General features: G+C 70.3%; 13 protein-coding genes and 3 pseudogenes. 5 read left to right on the top strand and 11 right to left on the bottom strand.

Translation table 11 applies throughout. The annotated features are described in order from the left end of the window. Positions 1-107 precede the first annotated feature (107 nt). Together O7595_RS00820 and O7595_RS00815 are read right to left on the bottom strand one after the other, a co-directional pair. Positions 108-1670 carry a right-handed parallel beta-helix repeat-containing protein gene (locus O7595_RS00820; protein ID WP_269726782.1) on the bottom strand — a complete coding sequence of 521 codons (1563 nt, stop codon included), beginning with the start codon at positions 1668-1670 and terminating at the stop codon, positions 108-110. Positions 1671-2271: 601 nt separating this feature from the next. After that, positions 2272-3150, bottom strand: a complete 879-nt coding sequence (locus tag O7595_RS00815; RefSeq protein ID WP_269726781.1) for an alpha/beta fold hydrolase — start codon at positions 3148-3150, stop codon at positions 2272-2274. 48 nt (positions 3151-3198) lie between these two features. On the opposite strand from O7595_RS00815, the pseudogene O7595_RS33770 reads away from it, so the two are divergent. After that, positions 3199-3537, top strand: a pseudogene (locus O7595_RS33770) (SapC family protein); the annotation flags it as partial. 79 nt (positions 3538-3616) lie between these two features. After that, a complete protein-coding gene (locus O7595_RS00810) occupies positions 3617-3883 on the top strand; it encodes a SapC family protein (protein WP_332328342.1) in 267 nt (88 codons plus the stop codon). Positions 3884-4610: 727 nt separating this feature from the next. On the opposite strand, the gene O7595_RS00805 is transcribed toward O7595_RS00810, so the two are convergent. Continuing rightward, entirely contained in the window at positions 4611-5267 is a 657-nt protein-coding gene (locus O7595_RS00805; protein ID WP_269726780.1) for an HAD family hydrolase, read from the bottom strand. A gap of 297 nt (positions 5268-5564) precedes the next feature. On the opposite strand from O7595_RS00805, the gene O7595_RS00800 reads away from it, so the two are divergent. Beyond that, positions 5565-5948, top strand: coding sequence for a hypothetical protein (locus O7595_RS00800; protein WP_269726779.1), 384 nt, complete (start codon positions 5565-5567; stop codon positions 5946-5948). A 51-nt stretch (positions 5949-5999) separates the two neighbouring features. Here O7595_RS00800 and O7595_RS00795 read toward each other — a convergent pair whose 3' ends face one another. The 8 genes and pseudogenes from O7595_RS00795 to O7595_RS00760 all read right to left on the bottom strand — a co-directional run bounded on the left by O7595_RS00795 (position 6000) and on the right by O7595_RS00760 (position 16542). Beyond that, positions 6000-6560 (bottom strand): CinA family protein, encoded by a 561-nt coding sequence (locus O7595_RS00795; RefSeq protein WP_269726778.1) that lies wholly within the window; start codon positions 6558-6560, stop codon positions 6000-6002. Between the two features lie 489 nt (positions 6561-7049). Then, positions 7050-7475 (bottom strand): annotated as a pseudogene (locus O7595_RS00790) (NF041680 family putative transposase); the annotation flags it as partial. Positions 7476-7565: 90 nt separating this feature from the next. Continuing rightward, positions 7566-9779, bottom strand: coding sequence for a S1 family peptidase (locus tag O7595_RS00785; protein ID WP_269726777.1), 2214 nt, complete (start codon positions 9777-9779; stop codon positions 7566-7568). An 86-nt stretch (positions 9780-9865) separates the two neighbouring features. Then, positions 9866-10366 (bottom strand): hypothetical protein, encoded by a 501-nt coding sequence (locus O7595_RS00780; RefSeq protein WP_269726776.1) that lies wholly within the window; start codon positions 10364-10366, stop codon positions 9866-9868. 387 nt (positions 10367-10753) lie between these two features. After that, positions 10754-11191 (bottom strand): hypothetical protein, encoded by a 438-nt coding sequence (locus O7595_RS00775; RefSeq protein ID WP_269726775.1) that lies wholly within the window; start codon positions 11189-11191, stop codon positions 10754-10756. After that, a complete protein-coding gene (locus O7595_RS00770) occupies positions 11191-14880 on the bottom strand; it encodes an ALF repeat-containing protein (RefSeq protein WP_269726774.1) in 3690 nt (1229 codons plus the stop codon). The genes O7595_RS00775 and O7595_RS00770 overlap by 1 nt, the downstream gene beginning before the upstream one ends. 482 nt (positions 14881-15362) lie before the next feature. Then, positions 15363-15909, bottom strand: a pseudogene (locus O7595_RS00765) (transposase family protein); the annotation flags it as partial. Positions 15910-16011: 102 nt separating this feature from the next. Continuing rightward, positions 16012-16542 carry a DUF6584 family protein gene (locus O7595_RS00760; protein ID WP_269726773.1) on the bottom strand — a complete coding sequence of 177 codons (531 nt, stop codon included), beginning with the start codon at positions 16540-16542 and terminating at the stop codon, positions 16012-16014. Between the two features lie 153 nt (positions 16543-16695). Here O7595_RS00760 and O7595_RS00755 point away from each other — a divergent pair. Together O7595_RS00755 and O7595_RS00750 are read left to right on the top strand one after the other, a co-directional pair. Then, positions 16696-17888, top strand: a protein-coding gene (locus tag O7595_RS00755; RefSeq protein WP_443071546.1) for an IS3 family transposase whose coding sequence is annotated in 2 segments (ribosomal slippage) — positions 16696-16960 and positions 16960-17888 — 1194 coding nt in all. Because the reading frame shifts where the segments join, the coding sequence is not laid out codon by codon here. Positions 17889-18194: 306 nt separating this feature from the next. Next, the gene (locus tag O7595_RS00750) at positions 18195-18416 is read left to right on the top strand and encodes an Lsr2 family DNA-binding protein (protein ID WP_269732322.1); all 222 of its coding nucleotides are present in this window, start codon (positions 18195-18197) and stop codon (positions 18414-18416) included. Positions 18417-18520: the final 104 nt, after the last annotated feature.

Below are 18520 nucleotides of genomic sequence, written 5' to 3'. Positions count from 1 at the left end.
CGCGGTCCGTCGCACCCCTTGAACTGGGGTGCTGCACCGACCACTGGAACTGCAGAGAGGCGGGGCCACCGGTCCTTGGCGGTGTGGGTCTCGGGGGACGCCCGGGATCAGCCGAAGCAGTGCGGAACGGGGCTGGGGCTGCCCGCGCAGTTGGTGGGGACGTTGTCGACGATGTGGATCCTGCCGTACGTGGTGACGGTGCCGCCGTCGTTGTGGATGCCACCGGCCGGCTCGTCGGAGAGGTTCCTGGTCACCTTGACGTCGGTCAGGGCGAGATCGGCGGCTACGAGCGGATCCGCATCGATGATGATGCCGCCGCCGACCCCGGCGGGTGCCTGGTTGCCGCTGACCTTGGAGTCGCGGATCGCGACCTCGAGGTCGAAGTCGATGCTCTCGATCTCGACGCCGCCGCCGTTGCCGCTGACGGCCCTGTTGTCCTTGATGTCGTTGTCCTCGATCACTGCGCTGAGCTCGGCGTGGAGTCCGCCGCCGCTTTCGGTGGCGGTGTTGCCGCTGATGGTGTTGCCGCGGGCGTACAGCGCGCCCGTACCCTCCGACGAACCGTGGTGGATGCCACCGCCGCTACGGGCGGTGTTGTGGCTGAGGGTGCTCTGCTCGATCTCGGCAAGGCCGTCGGTCTGGATGCCGCCGCCCTGATCGCTGGAGAAGTTGTGGCTGATCAGGCTCTTGCCGATCCTCATGGTCGTCTCATTGCTGATGCCACCGCCGACGGCGCCGCTCGCGGTGTTGTGGGAGATCGTGGACTGGCTGATGTTCAGATCGCCCTCATTCGTGATGGCGCCGCCCTCGGCCTCGTCGGAGGCGCTGTTGCGGCTGAGGGTGCTCTGGCGGATGGTGGCGACGCCTTCGTTGTAGAGGGCGCCCCCCTCGCCCTCGGTGACGGAGTTGTGGGTGAACTCGGTGTCCTTGAGGTCCAGCCGCCCCGCCGGTCGCACGAGGATCGCCCCGCCGTCCTCGCCTTCGGGGGCCTTGCCGCGGGTGAGGGTGAGGTTGCGCAGTTTCAGGTCGCCGCCCGCTCCCACTTCGAAGAAGCGGAAGTCCGCGGCGTTGGCGGCGCGGGCGAGGGTGGCACCGTTGCCGTCGATGGTGATCGGCTGGGTGATGACGGGGAATCCGTTGCCGTCCTGGTTCGTGGTGAGGGTGTAGGTGCAGTTCCCGGCCAGAGTGAGGTGGTCGGGCCCTCGGAGCTGGTTGGCGGCGGTGACGGCTTGGATGAGGTCGTTGGGGTCGCAATCCACGTGCGTCTTGTCGTGGCCGCCTTCGTGCTCGTGGCCGCCGTCGTGCTTCCCGTCCGAGTCTTCATGGCCGGAGTCGTCCTCCTCGCCCTTGCCGTCGTGGGCGCCGGGGTGCTTGCCCTCCGTGCCTTCTTCCCTCGGGGAACCGTGGTTCCCGGCGTGCTCCGCCCAGTAGGCGACGTCGCCGTTCTCGCCGGCACTCGTGGGGGTGGTCGCGCCACCGTGGTCGGCGGGGGAGTCGGAGGTCGCCGGGCTCGCCTGGGTGGCGGGGGGATTGGCTTCCCTGTCGGCCAGGGTGACTCCGGCGGTGACGGTCGCGATGCCGGCCGCTGTGCACACCGCCAGTTTCCAGTGGCAGCTGAGCGTTGACTTCTTCGCGGGACGTGGTTCGTATACGGGGGGCGTCTCGGGCATGTCGGGGCCTCCTTCTGTATGACGGACCGTCACATCGATCTCGGAGCCGAAAGATGCCATATCGAATCACAGAAAATCGGAAAATCGGATAAATGCGGCGATTCGGTGTGTCGGCTGAGGGGTGGGAGTCCTCGACCCTCAGCCGGTCCGGCAGGCCTCGACCCCCCGGCTGCTCACGGCGCGGGGCCTGGCCGGGGACTGGGCGACGACGTCGGCCACGAGGCCGGGATGAAGACGGCTGGGGTACCGGCTCTGAAGACCAGGTGGGGCCCCGGGCCCGTCGTGGGCGGCGCGTTCGTCCTCGACGCGATCGACGAGTTCGTCGATACCCTGCGGCGCCCGCGCGTTCACTTCCACCTCCACAGTGCCGCCGGCGTTGGAGCAGGAAGTCGGGGTTGGACCGGGTGGTGCGCCCCCCGGGCGGTATGGGACGTCGGTGCAGGAGAGAGCGAGCGCGACGGCGAACTCGGCGCGCGGTCTCCAGCAGCCGGCCCGGCGACGTCAGCGCGGCGAAGTCGCGCCGCTTGGTCCGCCACCGCGGATCCCCGCCGACCGCGGTGTCGCCGCCTCGGGCCCCACGGGTGCCACGCGGTACCGGTGGTCAGCAGTGCTGCTGAAGGAACCGGACGATCGCCTGGTTCACTACGTCCGGTTCCTGCTCCGCCGGGTAGTGGCCGGACTGCTCGGCGACGAGTCGGGTGACGTCGGTCGCGAGGGCGGTCAGTCCGCCCGCGACGGCATTGCCCATCGCGTACCGGCCCCCGATCGCCAGGACGGGCGTGGCGATCGGTCGGTCGGCGAGTGCTCGGACGTCGTCGATGTCCTGGCACCGGGTGCGGTAGTACGCGAGCCCGCTCTCCAGGACACCCGGAGCGCTGTAAGCCTCGACGTAGGCGTGAAGGGCGGTCGGATCGAGGCCGCTCGGCCCCGCGCTCTGTTCCAGCAAGGTGCCGTAGTAGGCCGCCTCCCGCCCGGGCACGAGTTGCTCCGCGAGGCCGGCTGCCCGGTTGAAGGGGCCGTGCCACGTCGGGTAGTGGTCGCGGCCGGCCGGGGGGATCTCTATGTCGACGCCGGGGAGGATCTCCTCCTCGACCACGAGCGCGGTGACCGAGTCCGGTGCGGCGGCGGCCATGAGGTATCCGACTGTCGCCCCCCAGTCGTGACCGACGACCGCGTACCGGGTGACGCCGTCCCGTGCCAGCTGCGCCCGGACCAGATCGGCGAGGGCCTCCTTGCGGAAGTCGGTCACCTCGGGGGCGGGAGCGGCGCCGAGTCCGGGGAGCGTGACGGGAACCGCGGTGATGCCTGCGGTGCCGAGCGCGGGGACAAGGAAGCGCCAGTGCCCGGTCGTGACGGGCCAGCCGTGCAGGAGCACCGCGGTCGGGGTGCCGTTGTCGCTCGTCGGCCCATCATGCTCGGCCTTCCGACGCGCCGGGGCATCCCACCCCGGGTCGATCGACTGGTAGGTTGAATCACGCATTCAAGGAGTCTAATCCGTGAATCAGGGTGGAGGAACTGATGGGGGCCGGTGCCACTGAACAGGGCCGACCACGCGTCACTGCGCCTGGTCGGAAGGGAGACCATGGAGTTCACGGAGACGACCCACATCGCCACGCTCACCACGGCCGAGTTCGCCGATGCCGCGCCGACGTACCCGATCGTCTTCGCGGACAACAACGGACGCCCCGGCCCCTGCGCCCTCCTGGGCCTCGATCAGGGCCGCAACCAGTACCTCATGCCGAACGGGCACTGGCTGCCGGGTGTGTTTGTGCCGGCCGCCATCCGCATGTATCCGTTCCTGCCTCTGGACAACGGGCACGGAACCATTGACATCTACATCTACAAGGACTTCGCAGGCTGGAGCGCGACGGAGGGCGCCCCCTGTTCGAGGCCGATGGAAGTGACACACCCGGGCTTGCCCAGACGATGGACTTCCTGGCGAGGGGCTGGCCGCGCTGGCGCGTACCCGCGACTTCGTCGACACACTCATGGACCTCGGCCTACTGCGGCGGGACCGGGTACAGGTGAGGCACACCGACGGCACCGTCCGCATCCTCGACGACTTCTGGGCGGTGGACGAGGAGAGGCTGCGGACGCTCGACCTCGCCGAGCCGGCCCGTCTCCACGAGGATGCCTACCTGAGCCTGATCCACGCCCACCTCTTCTCCCTGCACCACATGAAGAGGCTCGTGGCCGAACCGGCCGACGGCTGACCGCGACACTCGGCGGTCGGCGGCGTGGTCCGGTGAGGGGCGGCCGGGGCCGCGAGTGACGGACCGGTCCGCGGGTCGGCCACCCCGGCGGGCGGCCCGTGCTCTCGCCCGGTTGCCGCAGCCGACCGGGCACCACGCCTGGGTCCGCCTGCGGGCGAGGAGAAACATGCCGCAGTCGGGCGCGTGACAGCACCGTAGCCTCACCCGCTCCGGTCCGGCGGCCAGTACGAGCGCCTGCCGCGCCACCGCCGCGACGACCGGGCCGCCGGCCTCCTGCTCCGTGAGCTGGCCGGCGGCGTCGACATGGAAGGTCACCGGAGCGCGCGCGGCGAGAGCGTGGAGACGGATGCCTACCGGGTCGGGCAGCGGGGCCTGCCGCGCCGCCGCGTCCAGTGCACGCTGCACCGGATCGCGCAGATCGGTCAGCTGCCCCAGAGGCAGCTCCGCGATCCCGGTCGGCGGCCCGGGCGCCAGGATGCCAGGAGGCTACACCTGCTCACCATCAAGGAGCACGGGTCGCCCCCGCACCTGATCCGCAACGGCCCTCGCTTCCCCGAGCCCACGGAACGCGAGATCGCAGAGCCGCGATCCGACTTGGATCTTCACGAGGCACGGCGGAGCCGAACGACGGCGGGGCTTGAGCCCAAGTCCCCTGCGGGCAGCCACCAGGAAGGCATGATGCGCTTTGGCGAATGGCGCTCGGACGCGGAGGTTGTCGTGTTGCTCCTCAACCCAGGGGACTGCCGTCCAGCGACCCCAGCAGTTCGGCCGCGTCGCGGTACAGTGCCGTGGCCCCGGCGGCTTCCAGTGCCGCCCTGGGGATTCCGCCGCTCAGCAGCCCGACACAGGTGACTCCGGCCCGCGTGCCCGCCGCCATGTCCCAGACGGTGTCGCCCACGAACACCGAGTCCTCCGCGCGGGCCTGCGCGAGCTCCAGTGCCTGCAGCACGGGCTCCGGGGCGGGCTTGCCGGAGGAGACGTCGTCGGCGCTGGTCGTGGTCAGGACGGCCTCGTCGGCGTCGATGGCGCGGCGTAGCGCCCCGAGTTCGGCGCCACTGGCCGAGGTCACCAGGACGATCCTCCAGCCCCGTCCGGCGAGCGTGCGCAGCAGATCGCCCGCGGACTCGAACGCCGCAAGGCGTTCGAAGTACGTCCCGTACAGAGTTCGGTGGGCGTCACTGAGAGCCTCGTCCTCGTCCCGGTTCCGGTCCTCGCCGAGGATGTGGGCGATGAGGTCCGTGGAACCGAGGCCCACGGCCCGGTGGACCGCGTGCATCGTCACCCGATGACCGCCCTGACGGAAGGCCTCCCACCAGGTGACCGTGTGCAGGTGGTTGGTGTCGACGAGGGTGCCGTCGACATCGAAGAGCGCTGCCCGTGTCATGTCTCCCTCTTTCTTGCGTCCCCCGCGCGGTCGGGCCGCGTCGTGTCGTCGCTCCACGCGGTCCGGTCCGTCCTGCCGTCCATGTCCGTCGCGACCGCTCGGGGCGCGGTGGCCGGTGCGGTTGGGCGCCGGTCAGGGGGGGCGGGTACCCGGCCTGGCAGGCGACAGTCCGTGGAGCGTTGCACCGCCCGCCCCTCTCGTGATCATTTTCCGGCCGCTGAGTCGATGCCACCTATTTGGGCACAAGCCATGAAGCGCTTATAAATCTTCAAATATGCACAAGTGGAAGGCGTGATCATGTCGAAGAAGTCGCAAGAACCGTCGAATGGCGCGGGCCCCAGCAGGTTCGAGGGCCGGGACCAGCACGGCTGGGCGGAGGACGTCGACGACACCGCCCAGGACAACCCCAGCGGTCACCGCTCCTTCCACCCGGATACGTATGCGGGGGACTCGAAGAAGAGCCGGCGTCCGACGGAGGAGGAGAAGGCAGCGTCCCTGAAGGGCACGACCGTCGAGAGCGACAGCCGCAGGGGCGAGGACCAGGGCGGCAAGCACGGTCGGAAGGGCGTGCGCGACACAGGCCCCCGCGGGAAGTCGCAGCGGCCGAGCGGTGCGAAGAGCTCGTCGGCCTTCACCGGCGTGGATCCCCAGGACCCGGACACCTCCCACTCAGGACGCTGAGTTCGCGCCGCGCTGTGATGGGCCGACAAGCAGGCGGGCGGAGGCCTCGCCCTAATCCCTGCCCCCCTGTGGCGACGGGCGAAGGTGGTCGCGCAGCAGTTCCAGTGCCGCCACGACCGCCGCTTGCTGGATCGCCTCTCGATTCATGCCCTCGCCGGCTTCCGGTTCGGCGACGACCGTTCCGTGTGGCCCGCTGAGGGCGACGTACAGGGTGCCGACCTGTTCACCGTCCTGTCTGTCGGGGCCGGCGACCCCGGTGGTGGCCAGGCCGTAGGAGGCGTCCATGAGCCGCCGGACGCCCATGGCCATCTGCACCGCCACATTCGGGTGCACGGCTCCTTCGGCCGCAAGCAAGCAGCGGTCGACACCGAGCACGGCCGCCTTGGTCTCCGTCTGGTAGGCGATGACCCCACCCAGGAATGTGCGGGAAGCTCCGGGAGCTTCCGCGAATGCGGCGCCGAGTCGACCCGCGGTGAGCGACTCGGCGACAGCGACTGTGTGCCCCGCCGCGTCCAGAGCGGCGTGCAACTGTCGCGCGAGCAACTCCACCCGATCGAGCCCACGGCCGGAATCTGCCGAGTCCGCACTGCTGGAGACGTGGGTACCATCCATTTGCGACGTGCTCCCGCTCACGTACCGAGTGTGGCTGTGCGACGACCAAGCCCGAACCCCACACACCTGGCGAGTGCTCCACCTCCACGATCCCCCCGTAGGGGGCGCACCGCCACTGCCGCGCCGCCCGGCTTCCGAGTGGGCGAGCTGGTCCTCGGCGGGGCTGGCCTTGAGTTTTTCGATTCATGTAGCCGGCCCTCAACGCCTGCCGTGCCAGGCGGGCGTCAGCCCACCACCCTGCGGATACCCCATACAACCGGCATACCGTGACGATCACACCCTGTCAGCCCCCAACGACATCCCGCCTCGAAGGTCAGTAACCACCACACCCACGTGCCCTACGCCCCGGTGCCGACCGCCCACCCCTTGGGTCGTCGGCGCCGGGGCCCCGCAACACACGGCCCCGCAGCGGCGACCCCGGCACCCGAAACCCACGGTGCCCCCTCACCCAGCCGAGTAGACCACCCATCAGGCGCGGAACGTGACTCAGCGGACGCGGGCCGGGGTGAGGCGTGCGGGCTCGACCGGCTTCTCCCAGGGCCGGCGGAGGTCAGCTGCGGCCTCGCGGGTGAGGCGGAGCTGGGTGTGGGCGGCGATGACGATCCATGTCCACCGGTCCGCCGCCTCGGGAGTACGGAGCTTGGGACGCGTCCAGCCGAGCGTCTGCTTCTCAAAGCGGAGGATCTGTTCCAGATCGAAGCGGCGGAGGAAGGCTTGCCAGCGCAGATCGACGTCTTCGCTGGTCATCCCGGTCTTGGAGGACCACAGCCACAAGGGCAGAGGCTCACGGTCGCCGGGCAGGTGGTCGACCTTCAGCCGGATCAGCGTTCCTTCGATGGCCGGGAGCTCAGCGTCGTGGTCGATCCACGCGGAGCGGGTGGTGAGGCGGGGGTGGATGCCGTCCCAGGCCATCGCCTACGGGTGCCCACCTGAGATGCCCGAAAAGAGGGGCCGGCCCTGGGAGGAACGTTCCTCTCAGGGCCGGCCTGTGTGGTGGGGGTTCGATCAGCCGAAGGCGCGGCCGAACGCACCGCCTGTTGCGGGCAGACCGTTCGTGCCCGGCTTGTGGGTGGTCACGGTGCCGGTCGCACCGGTGCGGCCGCCGGTCGCATTCGCCCAGGGCAGGGCGTAGGCGGCACCGTACGGGGCGGTGTTCGGGACACCGGCGTACAGCTGGGTGGCAGTGGCACCGAGGTAGCTGCCGACGGCGTGGCCCGCGGTCGGGGTGCCGGGCAGCCCGGAAGCGTTGCCCGCCTCGATCCAGTAGTCGTTTCCACCGGCCGCGCCGAACGGGTAGAAGGTCTGGATCGCACCGGCGCCCGAGGTGGAGCCGACAGCCTCACCCGGGATACCGACCGCGAGGGCGACGGTCGACGCCGAGTTGACCGAGCGCGGCGCGAGGTTGGCTAGAACGACCTTGGAGCCGAACTTGTCGCCGGTCTCGGCGGCGCCGGCCACGTCGGTGATCTCCTGCTGGATGACGGACGCCTGGGTGATCGCGCCGGAGGCGGCGACGCGGATGGTGTGGACCTGGCCCGCGTCGGCCTTGTTGCTGGTGTCAACGGTGATGTCTTCACCGGGGGAGCCGAGGGCGACGATCGTGTCGGTCGCGGTGGCCGCGCCGGACGGGCGGTACTCCACCGCGGTGACCGACGCGCCGAACAGGTCGCCCGGCTCGGCGCCGCCGCTGATGAAGGCATCGTCCTGGTCGAAGCCCATCACCGGCGCCGGGATGCTGTCGGTGTTCAGAACGTGCTTGAGGATCTGCACACCGCCGGCGTTGGCCTCGGTGCCGATGTACTCGCCCGGAGAGCCGATCACGATGTGGTTCGCGGAGGCGGCGACGGCGTTGCCGAACTTGTCGTTCGCCTCTGCGGTGCCCGCCACGCCCGGCTTGTCCTGGTGCACGCTGACGTTGATGCTGCCGCGCAGGTAGTGGACATTACCCGCGTCGGCGACGCTGCCCAGGTCCTCGCCCGGGACGCCGATCACCAGGTACGGCTCACCCTCGGCGGTGTGCCCGGCGGCCACGGCGTGACCGAAGCGGTCGCTCGCCTCGGGGGCGGAGGCCGCGATGGCGCCGACGCCCGTGCCCTGGACGAAGTCGACGGCCGCCCGGCCGGTGCCGATGCCGCCCTTGGCACCGTAGAGGATCTGCACCGAACCGGCGTCCGCGTAGGTGGTACCGCTGACGGTTATGTCCTCGGCCGGGACGCCGACGACGAGGTCGGTGCAGCCGTCCTCGTTGTGGTCGAAGGTGTCGAGGGTCTCGCCGTACCAGTCGCTGGCCTCGGAACCGCCCGGGACGTACGCCTGGTCCTGGTTCAGCTCGACGGTGCCCTTGCCGCCGCCGTAGATGACGCGGACGACACCGGCGTTGGTGTCACTGCCGACGGTGGCTTTGGGGTCGCCGATGGCGATGTCCTCGGCGCCGTCGCAGTTGAAGTCGGTGAAGCGCGGCGCAGCGACCTTGCCGTCGACCCAGGCACGCAGGTCGTCGACGCGGCTGTCGATGGCGGTGCTGCTGGTGACGGCCGGGTCGATGCCGAAGCAACCGCCCGAGGAGGAACGGCTGTTGACGGCGACCAGCTCGGGCTGGCCGTTGACCACGCGCAGGGCCGGGCCGCCGGTGTCGCCCATGCAGACGGCTGCGCCGTTCTGGCCGGTCATGGTGGCCTCGGAGGCATTCACCGCGTCGACGGTGAAGGTCCCGCTGTGCAGCTTGAGCGGCGCCCACTCGGTCTTCGTACGGCCGTATCCGGCGACCTGCAGCTGCTCGCCCGCCGCGGCCGCCGTGGCGCTGAGGGCGACGGGGGCGACGGTGGTGACCGGGCGGTTGAGCCGGACCAGGGCCACGTCACGGGACGGGTGGCCGACGACCTCGACGACGTTGCGCACCTCACCGGTGGTCGTGGTGAGGTCCGTACGGCCGATGGTGGCGGTGGTCTTCAGCCGGGGGGAGCCCGCGGGAACGGTGAGGCTTGCGGCCGGGTCGTCGGCGAAGCAGCTGGCGGCGGTGAGCAGCCACTCGCGGTCGACCAGGGCGGCGGAGCAGCCGCGCTGGCCGCCGCCGATGTCGAGGCGCGCGGTGAACGTCAGGGAGCCTTCTGCCTGGGCCGTGCCGGTGACGGCGACGGCGGGCGCGGCGAGCGGCGCCGCGATCAGGGCCGCGGTGAGCGCGGCGAGCCCGGCGTAGCGGGCGAGGTGTGGACGGTGCATGACCATTTCCTTGGTACAGGCTGAGGGCGGCGGTCGGCGGCCGGTGCCGGCGCGCGCGGTGGCCCTCAAGGGACGGAGGGGACTGGCTACTTGGAGGCGATGATCTCCACGAGCATGTGTTCGCGCCCCTCCGGATCGGCGCTTTCGCCGACCGGGGTCCAGCTGTTCTTGTCGACCTTGAAGGACTTCTCCTCGTTCTCCACGGTCATCGTGACGTCGGTGTTGTAGTCGTTGCCCTTGATGCCGTAGACGGAGGGCAGCTCAAGGCTCAGGTAGCCCTTGTTGCCGGTGAAGCGGAAGCAGACCTTCTCCTTGCTGCGCGCCCACACCTCGAGGAGGTCGGGCTCGCTTCCGCAGGTAGCGAGGACGATGTGGCCGTCACCGCGCTTGAGCAGGAAGCCCTGCTCGGCGAGGATCTTGTCGGCCTGCGGGTAGTTGAAGTCCTCCACCGCGTAGCCCGGGGCCGCGTCGGCCACCGGGGCGACGGCCGGCGCGTCGGTGCCGCCGCCGGTGACGCCGGTCGCATGGGCGAGCACCGCTGCAGCGGCGACCGCTCCCGCGGCGAGAAGACGAGAGATCAACCTCATGGGTCTCTTTTCCGTATGTCTGTGAGAGGGGAAGAGCGCATGGGGGACTCCATGGGGGAACCCCACGCGGAAGCTGCGCCTCAGAAGTTCGGCGCACACGGAACCGGTCTGGCGAAGCCCGTGAAAGAGGTGCTTCGGGAATGTCCGGAAATGGATTGTCAACTCCACTCGTTGCATTGGTCGCGATCCGGTTCCACGATCAGTCAGATTGGCATGATCATAGTTGCCACCCCGTCACGCCCGTAAACGAGTTCACATTCGGTGGCTGGGTGTGTGCTTGAAAGGCCAGCCCTGTAAGGAAGTTCGGGTGTGAGGGTTGCCTGGCGCCGGCAGTGACAGCCGGTGGGCTGTCACTGCCGGCGGGTCGGCGAGGTGTGCCGTATCAGCTCACTCGGTCATCCAGTCCGGGGTGGGGATGCCGGTGAACTCGTTCCAGGCGCGGCAGTACGCCCGGGTGCGCGGGCCCGCGAGGTGCCACACCGCCCGAAGGTCGTAGCCCTTGTCCCAGGCGTTGAGCAGCGCTTCGAGGAAGCCCGTCGCGACCGCCGTGCGGTCGTACTCGCTGCCGGACGTCTGGACGTCCTCCAGGATCCGCAGCACTCGGCCCGACTGTTCGGGGGTCAGCTCGGCCGACCTCCGTGCGAAGGCCGTCCCGAGGGACGCCAGCCGCATGGTGAGGGGCGGTACGTTGTCCTCGTCGGCGGGAGCCGTCCCGTCGAGGTCGGCACCGGCCTCGCCGTGCCAGTCGGCGAGCTCGGCCCGGTCGGTCTCGGCCAGGGCGTCACTGACCGCGACGAGCTCCCGGTACCAGTCAGGTGTTGCCATCACAGTCCATTCAGTGCGTTCTGCATGTCGCGGATGAGGTTTTCCGCGGCAGCCCGGTCACCGGCGGCCGCATTGGGATTGTTCTTCAGCCAGTTTGTCAGGAAGGTGATCGAGTCCTTCGCCTTCTGGGAGTGGCTCGCCCCACCCACGGTGGCGTTGTTGGCCAGCTCGTAGCGGACCGCCGCCGCGGTGCTTCCGCTGCCGATCTTCGCGTTCTCCCGGTAGAGGTAGTTCACGTGTTCGGCGAGTTTGGGGTCCTTGACGAAGGGCTTGGCCATCTCCTCGCGGAGGATGTCCTTGTACTTCTCGAACACCGCCCGGTTGGCGGCCAACTGGTTCATCGGCCTGACCGTCCCGATGCCCAGCTTCTGGCCCAGCTTCTTCAGGTACTTGTTCTTCCCGAAGAGCTTGGCGAGCCCCGATCCGACGCCCGACTCGCGGTAGTACATCGCCGGGTGGACGTCCTTGAGCTGCGCCAGCAGCTCTGGGCCGCACTTGCCCTTGTTGCTGGAGCCGAAGAAGGGCCGGTCGTCCTCATAGTTGCAGTAGGCGGCGAGCAGCATCGCGGCCGCGTCCTCACGGTTCTTGAGGCCGTCCCAGAGGATGTTGCCGGCCCAGTCGCCGATCCACTTGTCGAAGTCGGAGGCAAGGGTCTTGCAGGAGCCGATGCCCAGGTCGGCGGGCAGGGGGACGCCGTTGAGGAAGCAGGTTCCGTTGAAGTCGAGGAGGAAGACTCCGTTCTCGTACTCCTGCAGGGCGTCGACGGCGCCGGCATCCTTGCCGGCCGGCGGGGTGTTGTTCTCCAGCCGTGACTGCTCCGTCTCACGCATCTTCACGGCCGCGATCACGAGTGCCTCCATCGCGGCCTTCGCCGCTTCCAGCGAGCTCTTACCGGCCGCGATGGCTGACGCGCGGGCGCGCTCGGCGGACGCGTACGCCACCACCGCGTGGTTGCGTGCCTGCGCCGCGGAGGCGGCTGCCTGCTGGGCGGACTGGCCGGCGGCGGCAGCCGCGGCATTGGCCCGGTCGGCGGCGTCCCTGGCCACCTGCGCCGACTGTGCGGCGCTCTGCGCGGAGGCGTCGGCCTGACGCGCGTACTCGGCGGCGTCGTCGGCGTAGCCCTGGGCCTCGGCGGCGGACGTCTGGGCCTGCTGTGCGTACCCGGCGGCTTCGTCGGCGGCGTCGCGGGCCCTGGCGGCGGCCTCGGCGGCCAAGGCGGCGTTCTTGTTGGCGAGCTTCGCCGTCCGGGCGGCATTGGCGATGAGGCGCTGGACGCCGTAGACGTGCGTGGCACTGTCGTGGTCGAGCTTGGCCGTACGGTACTGCACGGTGGTGACGAACTCGTCGAGCATCCAGGTCGGGCCGGCGAGGGCGACCTCGGCCGCGGCCTTGACATGGGGCCCGCCCACGTTCAGCAGACGCAAGGTCTCGGCGCGGTTGTCCTCGTCACGGGCGTCGTACTGCCCGGTGGAGAGGAAGCCGAGCAGCGCCGGGGTGCTCCCGTCCGTGACGGCCGCGTCGGCGGCCTGCTTCACGGCCGGGCCGCCGTTCTCGGAGATGGCCAGGACCCTCACCCGGTAGTCGTCCGCCTGCACCTCGTGCTGTCCGGTGGTGAGGAAGGCGGTGACGTCCGTGTGGGTTCCGGCGAGGGACGCCTCGGCCGGTGCCTCCATGCCCGTGATGCCGCTCTCGGCGAGGCGGGCGACGCGGGCGCGATCGTCCTGCTCCTGGGCGAGGGCACGGCCGGACTCCAGCCAGGCGAGGACGTCCCCGTCGGCGCCGGCCAGCGCCTCCCGGGCGACCCTGACGGTCCAGGGGCCGCCGGTGGTGAACAGGCGCAGCGCGGCCTTGCGTCCCTTCACGGCGGCCACGGCGGGCTCGACGCCGGGCGCGGTGGCCTCGGCGAGCAGCTTCTTCGCCTCCTCGTCGCGCTGCTGCTCCTCGATCTGTTCCCAGTCGAGCCTGGCCTGTTCGGCGTCCTCCTGCCGCTTGGTCTCCCCGGCGGAGAGGATGCCCTCGTCCCGTTCGTCCCGCAGCCGGTTGGCCTCGGCCGCGCGGGCCGCGTCGAACACCTTCTGAGCTTGGGTGACGGCGCCGGTGGCCAAGGTGGCGGCGGCGAGGGCGGCATTGGCGTGTGCGGTCGACTTGTTGGCGTAGTCGATGGCCTTGCCCGCGTACGCGACGGCCTCATCGGCGGCCTTGGCGGCGTTGTCGGCGTGTGTGGCCGCGTCGTTGGCCGCGGCGTGTGCCGCGCGGGCCGCCGCGGCCGCCTGGGTGGCGAGCGCTTCGGCGGTGTTCGCCGCGCGGTTCGCGGTGTCCGCGGCGGCCCGCGCGCGGGCCGCCGCGTCCGCTGCCCGGCGGGCCTCGGCGTCGGCCACGTTCGACTGTGCCCCGGCCTCGGCGGCGGCGGTGGCGGCTGCGGCGGCGTTGGCACCCGCGCTCGCCGCGGCGCGGGCGGCGGTCACCGCCTCCGCGACGGCGTCCGCTGCCTTGAGGGCGGCAGCGGCACCGGAACGGGCCCGGGACGCGGCGTTGCGCGCCTCCTTGGCGGCCGCGCTGGCGGCGGCGGCCTGCCCGGCGTCCTTGGAGGCGGCGGTCGCCGAGTTGTACGCGCGGGCTGCGGCTTCGCCCGCGGCGGCAGCGGCGGCGGCGGCCGCGCTGGCGGCGGTGGCGGCCGTTCGCGCCGCAGAGGTCGCGGTGTTGGCGGCCTGGATCGCGGTACGGGCCGCGTCCGCGGCGGCGTTCGCGGCGTCGGCGGCACGGCCGGCCGCCTTCGACGCCTTCTCGGACGACTCCTTGGCGGCGGCCGTCTCGGCGGCGGCCTTCTCCGCGGCCTGCTTGGCGAGGAGGGAGGCCTGCACCGCGCGCTCCGACGCTTCCTTGGCCTTCTCGGTCTCGCTCTTCGCCCGCTTGCCCGCATGCTGGGCGACCGTGGCGAGTTCGGCGACCGTCATCATCTCCTGGTCGCGGGCGCGGGCGGTGTGCTGCCCGGTCTCCAGGAACTCGCGAATGTCCGCGGCGGTACCGCTGAGGGCCTCACCGGCGGCCTGCTTCACCTGGGGCCCGCCGACCTGCATGATGGTCATCGTCTCGACCCGCTGGTCCTCCTCAGTGGCCGTCTGCAGCCCGCTGGAGAGGAACGCGACCAGAGCCTCGGTGGTGCCGGCGTTCAGGGCGGCCTGCCCCGCGGTCTGTACGGCGCGACCCCCGGTGCTCACCTCCCGCAGGACGGCGACGCGCTGGTCGTCCGCGTGCGGGGCCTGCCAGCCGGAGTGGAGGAACGCCCTGATGTCGTCCGCCGACCCGGACAGGGCCGTCTGCGCGGCCTGGCGGACGCCAGGGCCGTATGTGTTGACCATGCGGAGGACCTTCAGCCGGTCGTCCTCCTCGGAGGCTGTGCGCAGGCCCGTGTCGAGGAACGCTCGCACCTCGGCGTCGGTCCCGACAAGTGCTTGCTCGGCCGCCTCCCGGGTGGCGCGGTCGCCGTTGTCCCAGGCCGCGAGGACCTGGCCCCGTTCGGTGAGCGGCGTGGTGGTGGCCTCGGACGACACGGCCTCTGTGGACGTGCTCGCAGGAACGGTGGCGTATGCGGGTGCTGTCGTTCCCACCAATCCCATGGCCAGGGTGAGGGCGGTGAGCCCCACCAGGGCGGAGCGTGCCAGACGCCCGCCCCCCGCGTGTCTCTTCACCTGTTGTTCTCCAATGCGCTGCCATGTCTGGCCCGCCGCGGGCCATACTTCGGATCTGGCATGCCTGTGCCGGGCGTCACGGCGCTTCCGGCTACTGGCCGACAATTCTTGTCCGGTGCATGCCTAAGATCACTCTATCCGGGTGCGCTGTCACTCCGGGACCGTGCTCGCTGCTTCGCGGCCGCGGCAGGACGCGGCGGGGCGAGGGTGGAGACGCCCCTGCGGGTGCGGGAAGCGGCCTTGTTCCTTGGTGAGGTGCGGGAGCCCGTGGGGCGGTGATGTGTCGGCCGACGCGGCCGCCGTGTCGACGATGATCTCATGCTGACGGCCCGTCAGCCCTGTGTAGTCCGGTGGCAGGCGCACGCCGCGGCCGTCGAGGCAGTGATCCCTATGGCATCGGTGCGGCCGTCTGGTCCGGCGTCATCGCCGGAGTCGGCCCGGACCCGCGGTCATCGCGGACGTCGTCAGGCAGTGGAGCGGCGAGTGCCCCGGTAGCCGCCGTCGGCGATCACGGTGGTGCGGCCGACGGCGCCCTTGGCCCCGGACGGTGCCCAGGCCTTGCAGTCGTTGCGGTTGCGCCGGCCAAGGTTCGGCCGACCACGACGACGCGTCGGGTGTCGGCGTCGATGACGATTTGATGGTTGGTGGAGTAGCGGTAGTTCTTCGACGCTCGGCCACGGTGTGGTCGCGGGTGGGAACCAGGTTCCGTCCACGATGCGGACGGTGCTCTTGCGGAATCGCTTGCGGGGCTTGATCGCGAGCAGGGGGGCCGGGGTGGCTGATGATGCGGTCCGCTGCGGACTTCGAGACGCCGATCAGCGGGGCGAGCTGGCGCAGCGTCAAGTTGGTGTGCCAGTAGGCGGTGACCAGCAGCACCCGGTCCTACAGTGGCAGGCTCCACGGCCGCCCTCCGCGGACCGCGTCAGCCTCGCGCCGCAGCTGAGCCACCAGCGTGCCGGAACAATGAGGGCTCAACCCGGTGAACGGAGCTATCCAGAACGGCTGCGACGCCGTAATCACAGCAGACATCGCGAGATCATTGCACTCGTAGCCGGGTGTCCCGCTCACGGCAGTCATCGACGCCCTACCGAACCTGAGCGGCGCTCCCCACCGCCCCCTTGGTGACCTGGGTCAGTCGAAGAGGGCAACGACTCCGTATGCCCAGATCGCGAGGAACGCGAGGGCCCCCACCAGGCAGCCGCCGCCCGCCAGCACACCGCCGACCGTCCACGGCTCGGATGGCGCCTCCTCGTACTTGTCCTGCGGGCCGTCCTGGTAGGAGGCGGGGTCGTCCCAGTCGACAGGGTGCCCCAGCTCCTCGGCGCAGGCGGTCCGCACGGCGACCAGCTGCTCCTCCGCGAAGGAGGTGGCAGCCATCGCCTCGGGACTGCGCCAAGCGAGGGCCTTCATCCGCCACGCGGGAGACCCATACCGCGCCTCGAAGGCGACGGTCTCGTCGGCGTTGCGGTCCTCTTCGAGGTACATCCACCGCCCGGCCTCGGCTGCATCGCCATAGAGCCGGTACACCTCGGCCAGACGCCGGCGGAGCGTCAGGTCGTACGGGAAGGATGAGACGAGACCGCGCAAACGCTGGCGCGCAACAGGCACCCGTCCGGCGGCCAGGTCTGCGTCAACTCGGGCAAGCGTCTCTCTCAGGGGCATGAGCACATGATCGGGTATCGCACTGATCCCCGTCGACCTGGTTGTTTGCCCAGCACCTGCTCGCTCCCAAGGCATAGCTGATGAGCTGCACCCCGTTTCGTGGAGTCCCTGAAGCCAGGCTTATGATCCTGGTCCGAAGGAGAACCACGAGCTGTGCCAGCACCACGTAAGTACCCGGACGAGCTCCGCGAGCGGGCCGTCCGCGAGGTCCGCACCACCGGCCGCCCGGTCGCGCATGTCGCCCGGGACCTCGGCATCCACAAAGAAGCCCTGCGGCAGTGGGTGCGCCAAGCCGAGGCCGACACCGGCGAACGCGACGACCGGCTGACCACCGCCGAGCGCGACGAGCTGAAGCAACTCCGCAAAGAGAACGCGGAGTTGAAGCGGGCGAACGAGATCCTGAAAGCCGCCAGCGTGTTTTTTGCCCAGGAGATCGACCGTCCCCGGACGAGGCCGAGCAAGTGATCGACCACCTGCGCGAACGTGGCCTCGGGGTCGATCCCGTCTGCCGGGTGCTGGACCTGTCGCCGTCGACGTACTTCGCCCGCAAGAAGCGTCCGAAGTCGGCCCGCCGGCTCCGCGACGAGCAGCTCATGCCGCTGATCGAGGAGATCCACGCGGAGTCCGGGGCCACTTATGGGGCCCGGCGGATCACCCGTGCCCTGCGGCGCAAGGGCATCGACGTGGCCCGGTGCACCATCGAGCGGCTGATGCGTGAGCTGGGCATCGAGGGCGTCATCCGCGGTCAGCGGCGCCGCACCACGGTGCCCGAGCCGTCGGCGCCCCGCCCGCCGGACCTGGTCGACCGCGATTTCACCGCCTCGCGCCCGGACCAGTTGTGGGTGGCGGACATGACGTATGTGCGCACCTGGTCGGGCTGGGCGTACGTGGCGTTCGTCCTGGACGTGTACTCGCGGATGATCGTCGGTTGGCAGGTCGCCCGCCACATGCGGACCGAACTCCCGCTGGATGCGCTGGAGATGGCCCTGTGGAGACGCAGGATCAAGAAGGACTCCGGCCTCATTCACCACAGCGACCGCGGGTCGCAATACGTGTCAATTCGGTACACCGACCGGCTCGCCGACATCGGCGCCGCGGCGTCGGTCGGATCCGTCGCGGACAGCTATGACAACGCGATGGCCGAGGCCCTGAACGGCACATTCAAGGCCGAGCTGATCGAGATGCAGGGCCCCTGGAAGGACGCGGACCAGCTCGAGCGGGCCATCTTCCGGTGGGTCACGTGGTACAACGAGGAACGCCTGCACTCCGCGCTCGACTACGTACAGCCCGCCGAGTACGAGGAAGCCTTCTGGCAGAGCCAGGAGCAAACCCCGCAGTCCGCTTGAAACAAGATCACCGGACTCTACGAAACTCGGGGCAGCTCAGCTGATGCCTTCACCGTCTTGTGGGCCCATGACCGGCGACGTGCCTGTGCCCGTTCGCCGAGGAAGCGTGACGCTAGGAAGGCGACACGGGTCTGCTTGCGCCGTCGGCGTAGGGCACGCTGGGCTTGGGCGCGCGCATTTGAACCTGGCCTCGTTGGCGGGCCCGGGGCTGCCGGCGGTGGTCCGGCCGGTGGGCAGCTGCGGCTCCGCGATCATGTGGCCGGTCCCTGTGCTGGGTTTCCAACCCGGTGCAATTCAGGGTAGGGGCTGCCGTGCCGAGCGGGTGGTGACGGGTGGCCCCCGACCGCCCCCCGGGCGTCTGTCAGCACCCACGCGATCCGGGAATGGGCCAGGGCCAACGGCTATGACCTCCCCGATCGTGGACGCATCCCCATTGAGATCATTAAGTGCGTTGTGGCAAACCGAATCTTGTTCGAGCGGCAGCAGGTGATCGTCCGGACTGAGGTTCGGGTGCGGCCGCGGGCATGAGAGAACGGACCCCTTGGTAGTGACGCGGTTACGACACCAGCACGACCAAGGAAGCCCGTTGCCTGATCAGTTGAGCAGTACCACTGTGGCTGCGTCCACTGCGG

Origin of the sequence: Streptomyces sp. WMMC940 (genome assembly GCF_027460265.1) — a bacterium.
GTDB lineage: Bacteria > Actinomycetota > Actinomycetes > Streptomycetales > Streptomycetaceae > Streptomyces.
Note: the sequence above shows the minus strand (reverse complement) of the source record. Positions and strands in the feature narration are given on the sequence as shown.

Bases quoted from the DNA above. Each gene is read 5' to 3' on its own strand.
- O7595_RS00820 (WP_269726782.1), bottom strand. From the start codon at position 1,670: ATGCCCGAGACGCCCCCCGTATACGAACCACGTCCCGCGAAGAAGTCA.
- O7595_RS00815 (WP_269726781.1), bottom strand. From the start codon at position 3,150: ATGCGTGATTCAACCTACCAGTCGATCGACCCGGGGTGGGATGCCCCG.
- O7595_RS00805 (WP_269726780.1), bottom strand. From the start codon at position 5,267: ATGACACGGGCAGCGCTCTTCGATGTCGACGGCACCCTCGTCGACACC.
- O7595_RS00800 (WP_269726779.1), top strand. From the start codon at position 5,565: ATGTCGAAGAAGTCGCAAGAACCGTCGAATGGCGCGGGCCCCAGCAGG.
- O7595_RS00795 (WP_269726778.1), bottom strand. From the start codon at position 6,560: ATGGATGGTACCCACGTCTCCAGCAGTGCGGACTCGGCAGATTCCGGC.
- O7595_RS00785 (WP_269726777.1), bottom strand. From the start codon at position 9,779: ATGCACCGTCCACACCTCGCCCGCTACGCCGGGCTCGCCGCGCTCACC.
- O7595_RS00780 (WP_269726776.1), bottom strand. From the start codon at position 10,366: ATGAGGTTGATCTCTCGTCTTCTCGCCGCGGGAGCGGTCGCCGCTGCA.
- O7595_RS00775 (WP_269726775.1), bottom strand. From the start codon at position 11,191: ATGGCAACACCTGACTGGTACCGGGAGCTCGTCGCGGTCAGTGACGCC.
- O7595_RS00760 (WP_269726773.1), bottom strand. From the start codon at position 16,542: ATGCCCCTGAGAGAGACGCTTGCCCGAGTTGACGCAGACCTGGCCGCC.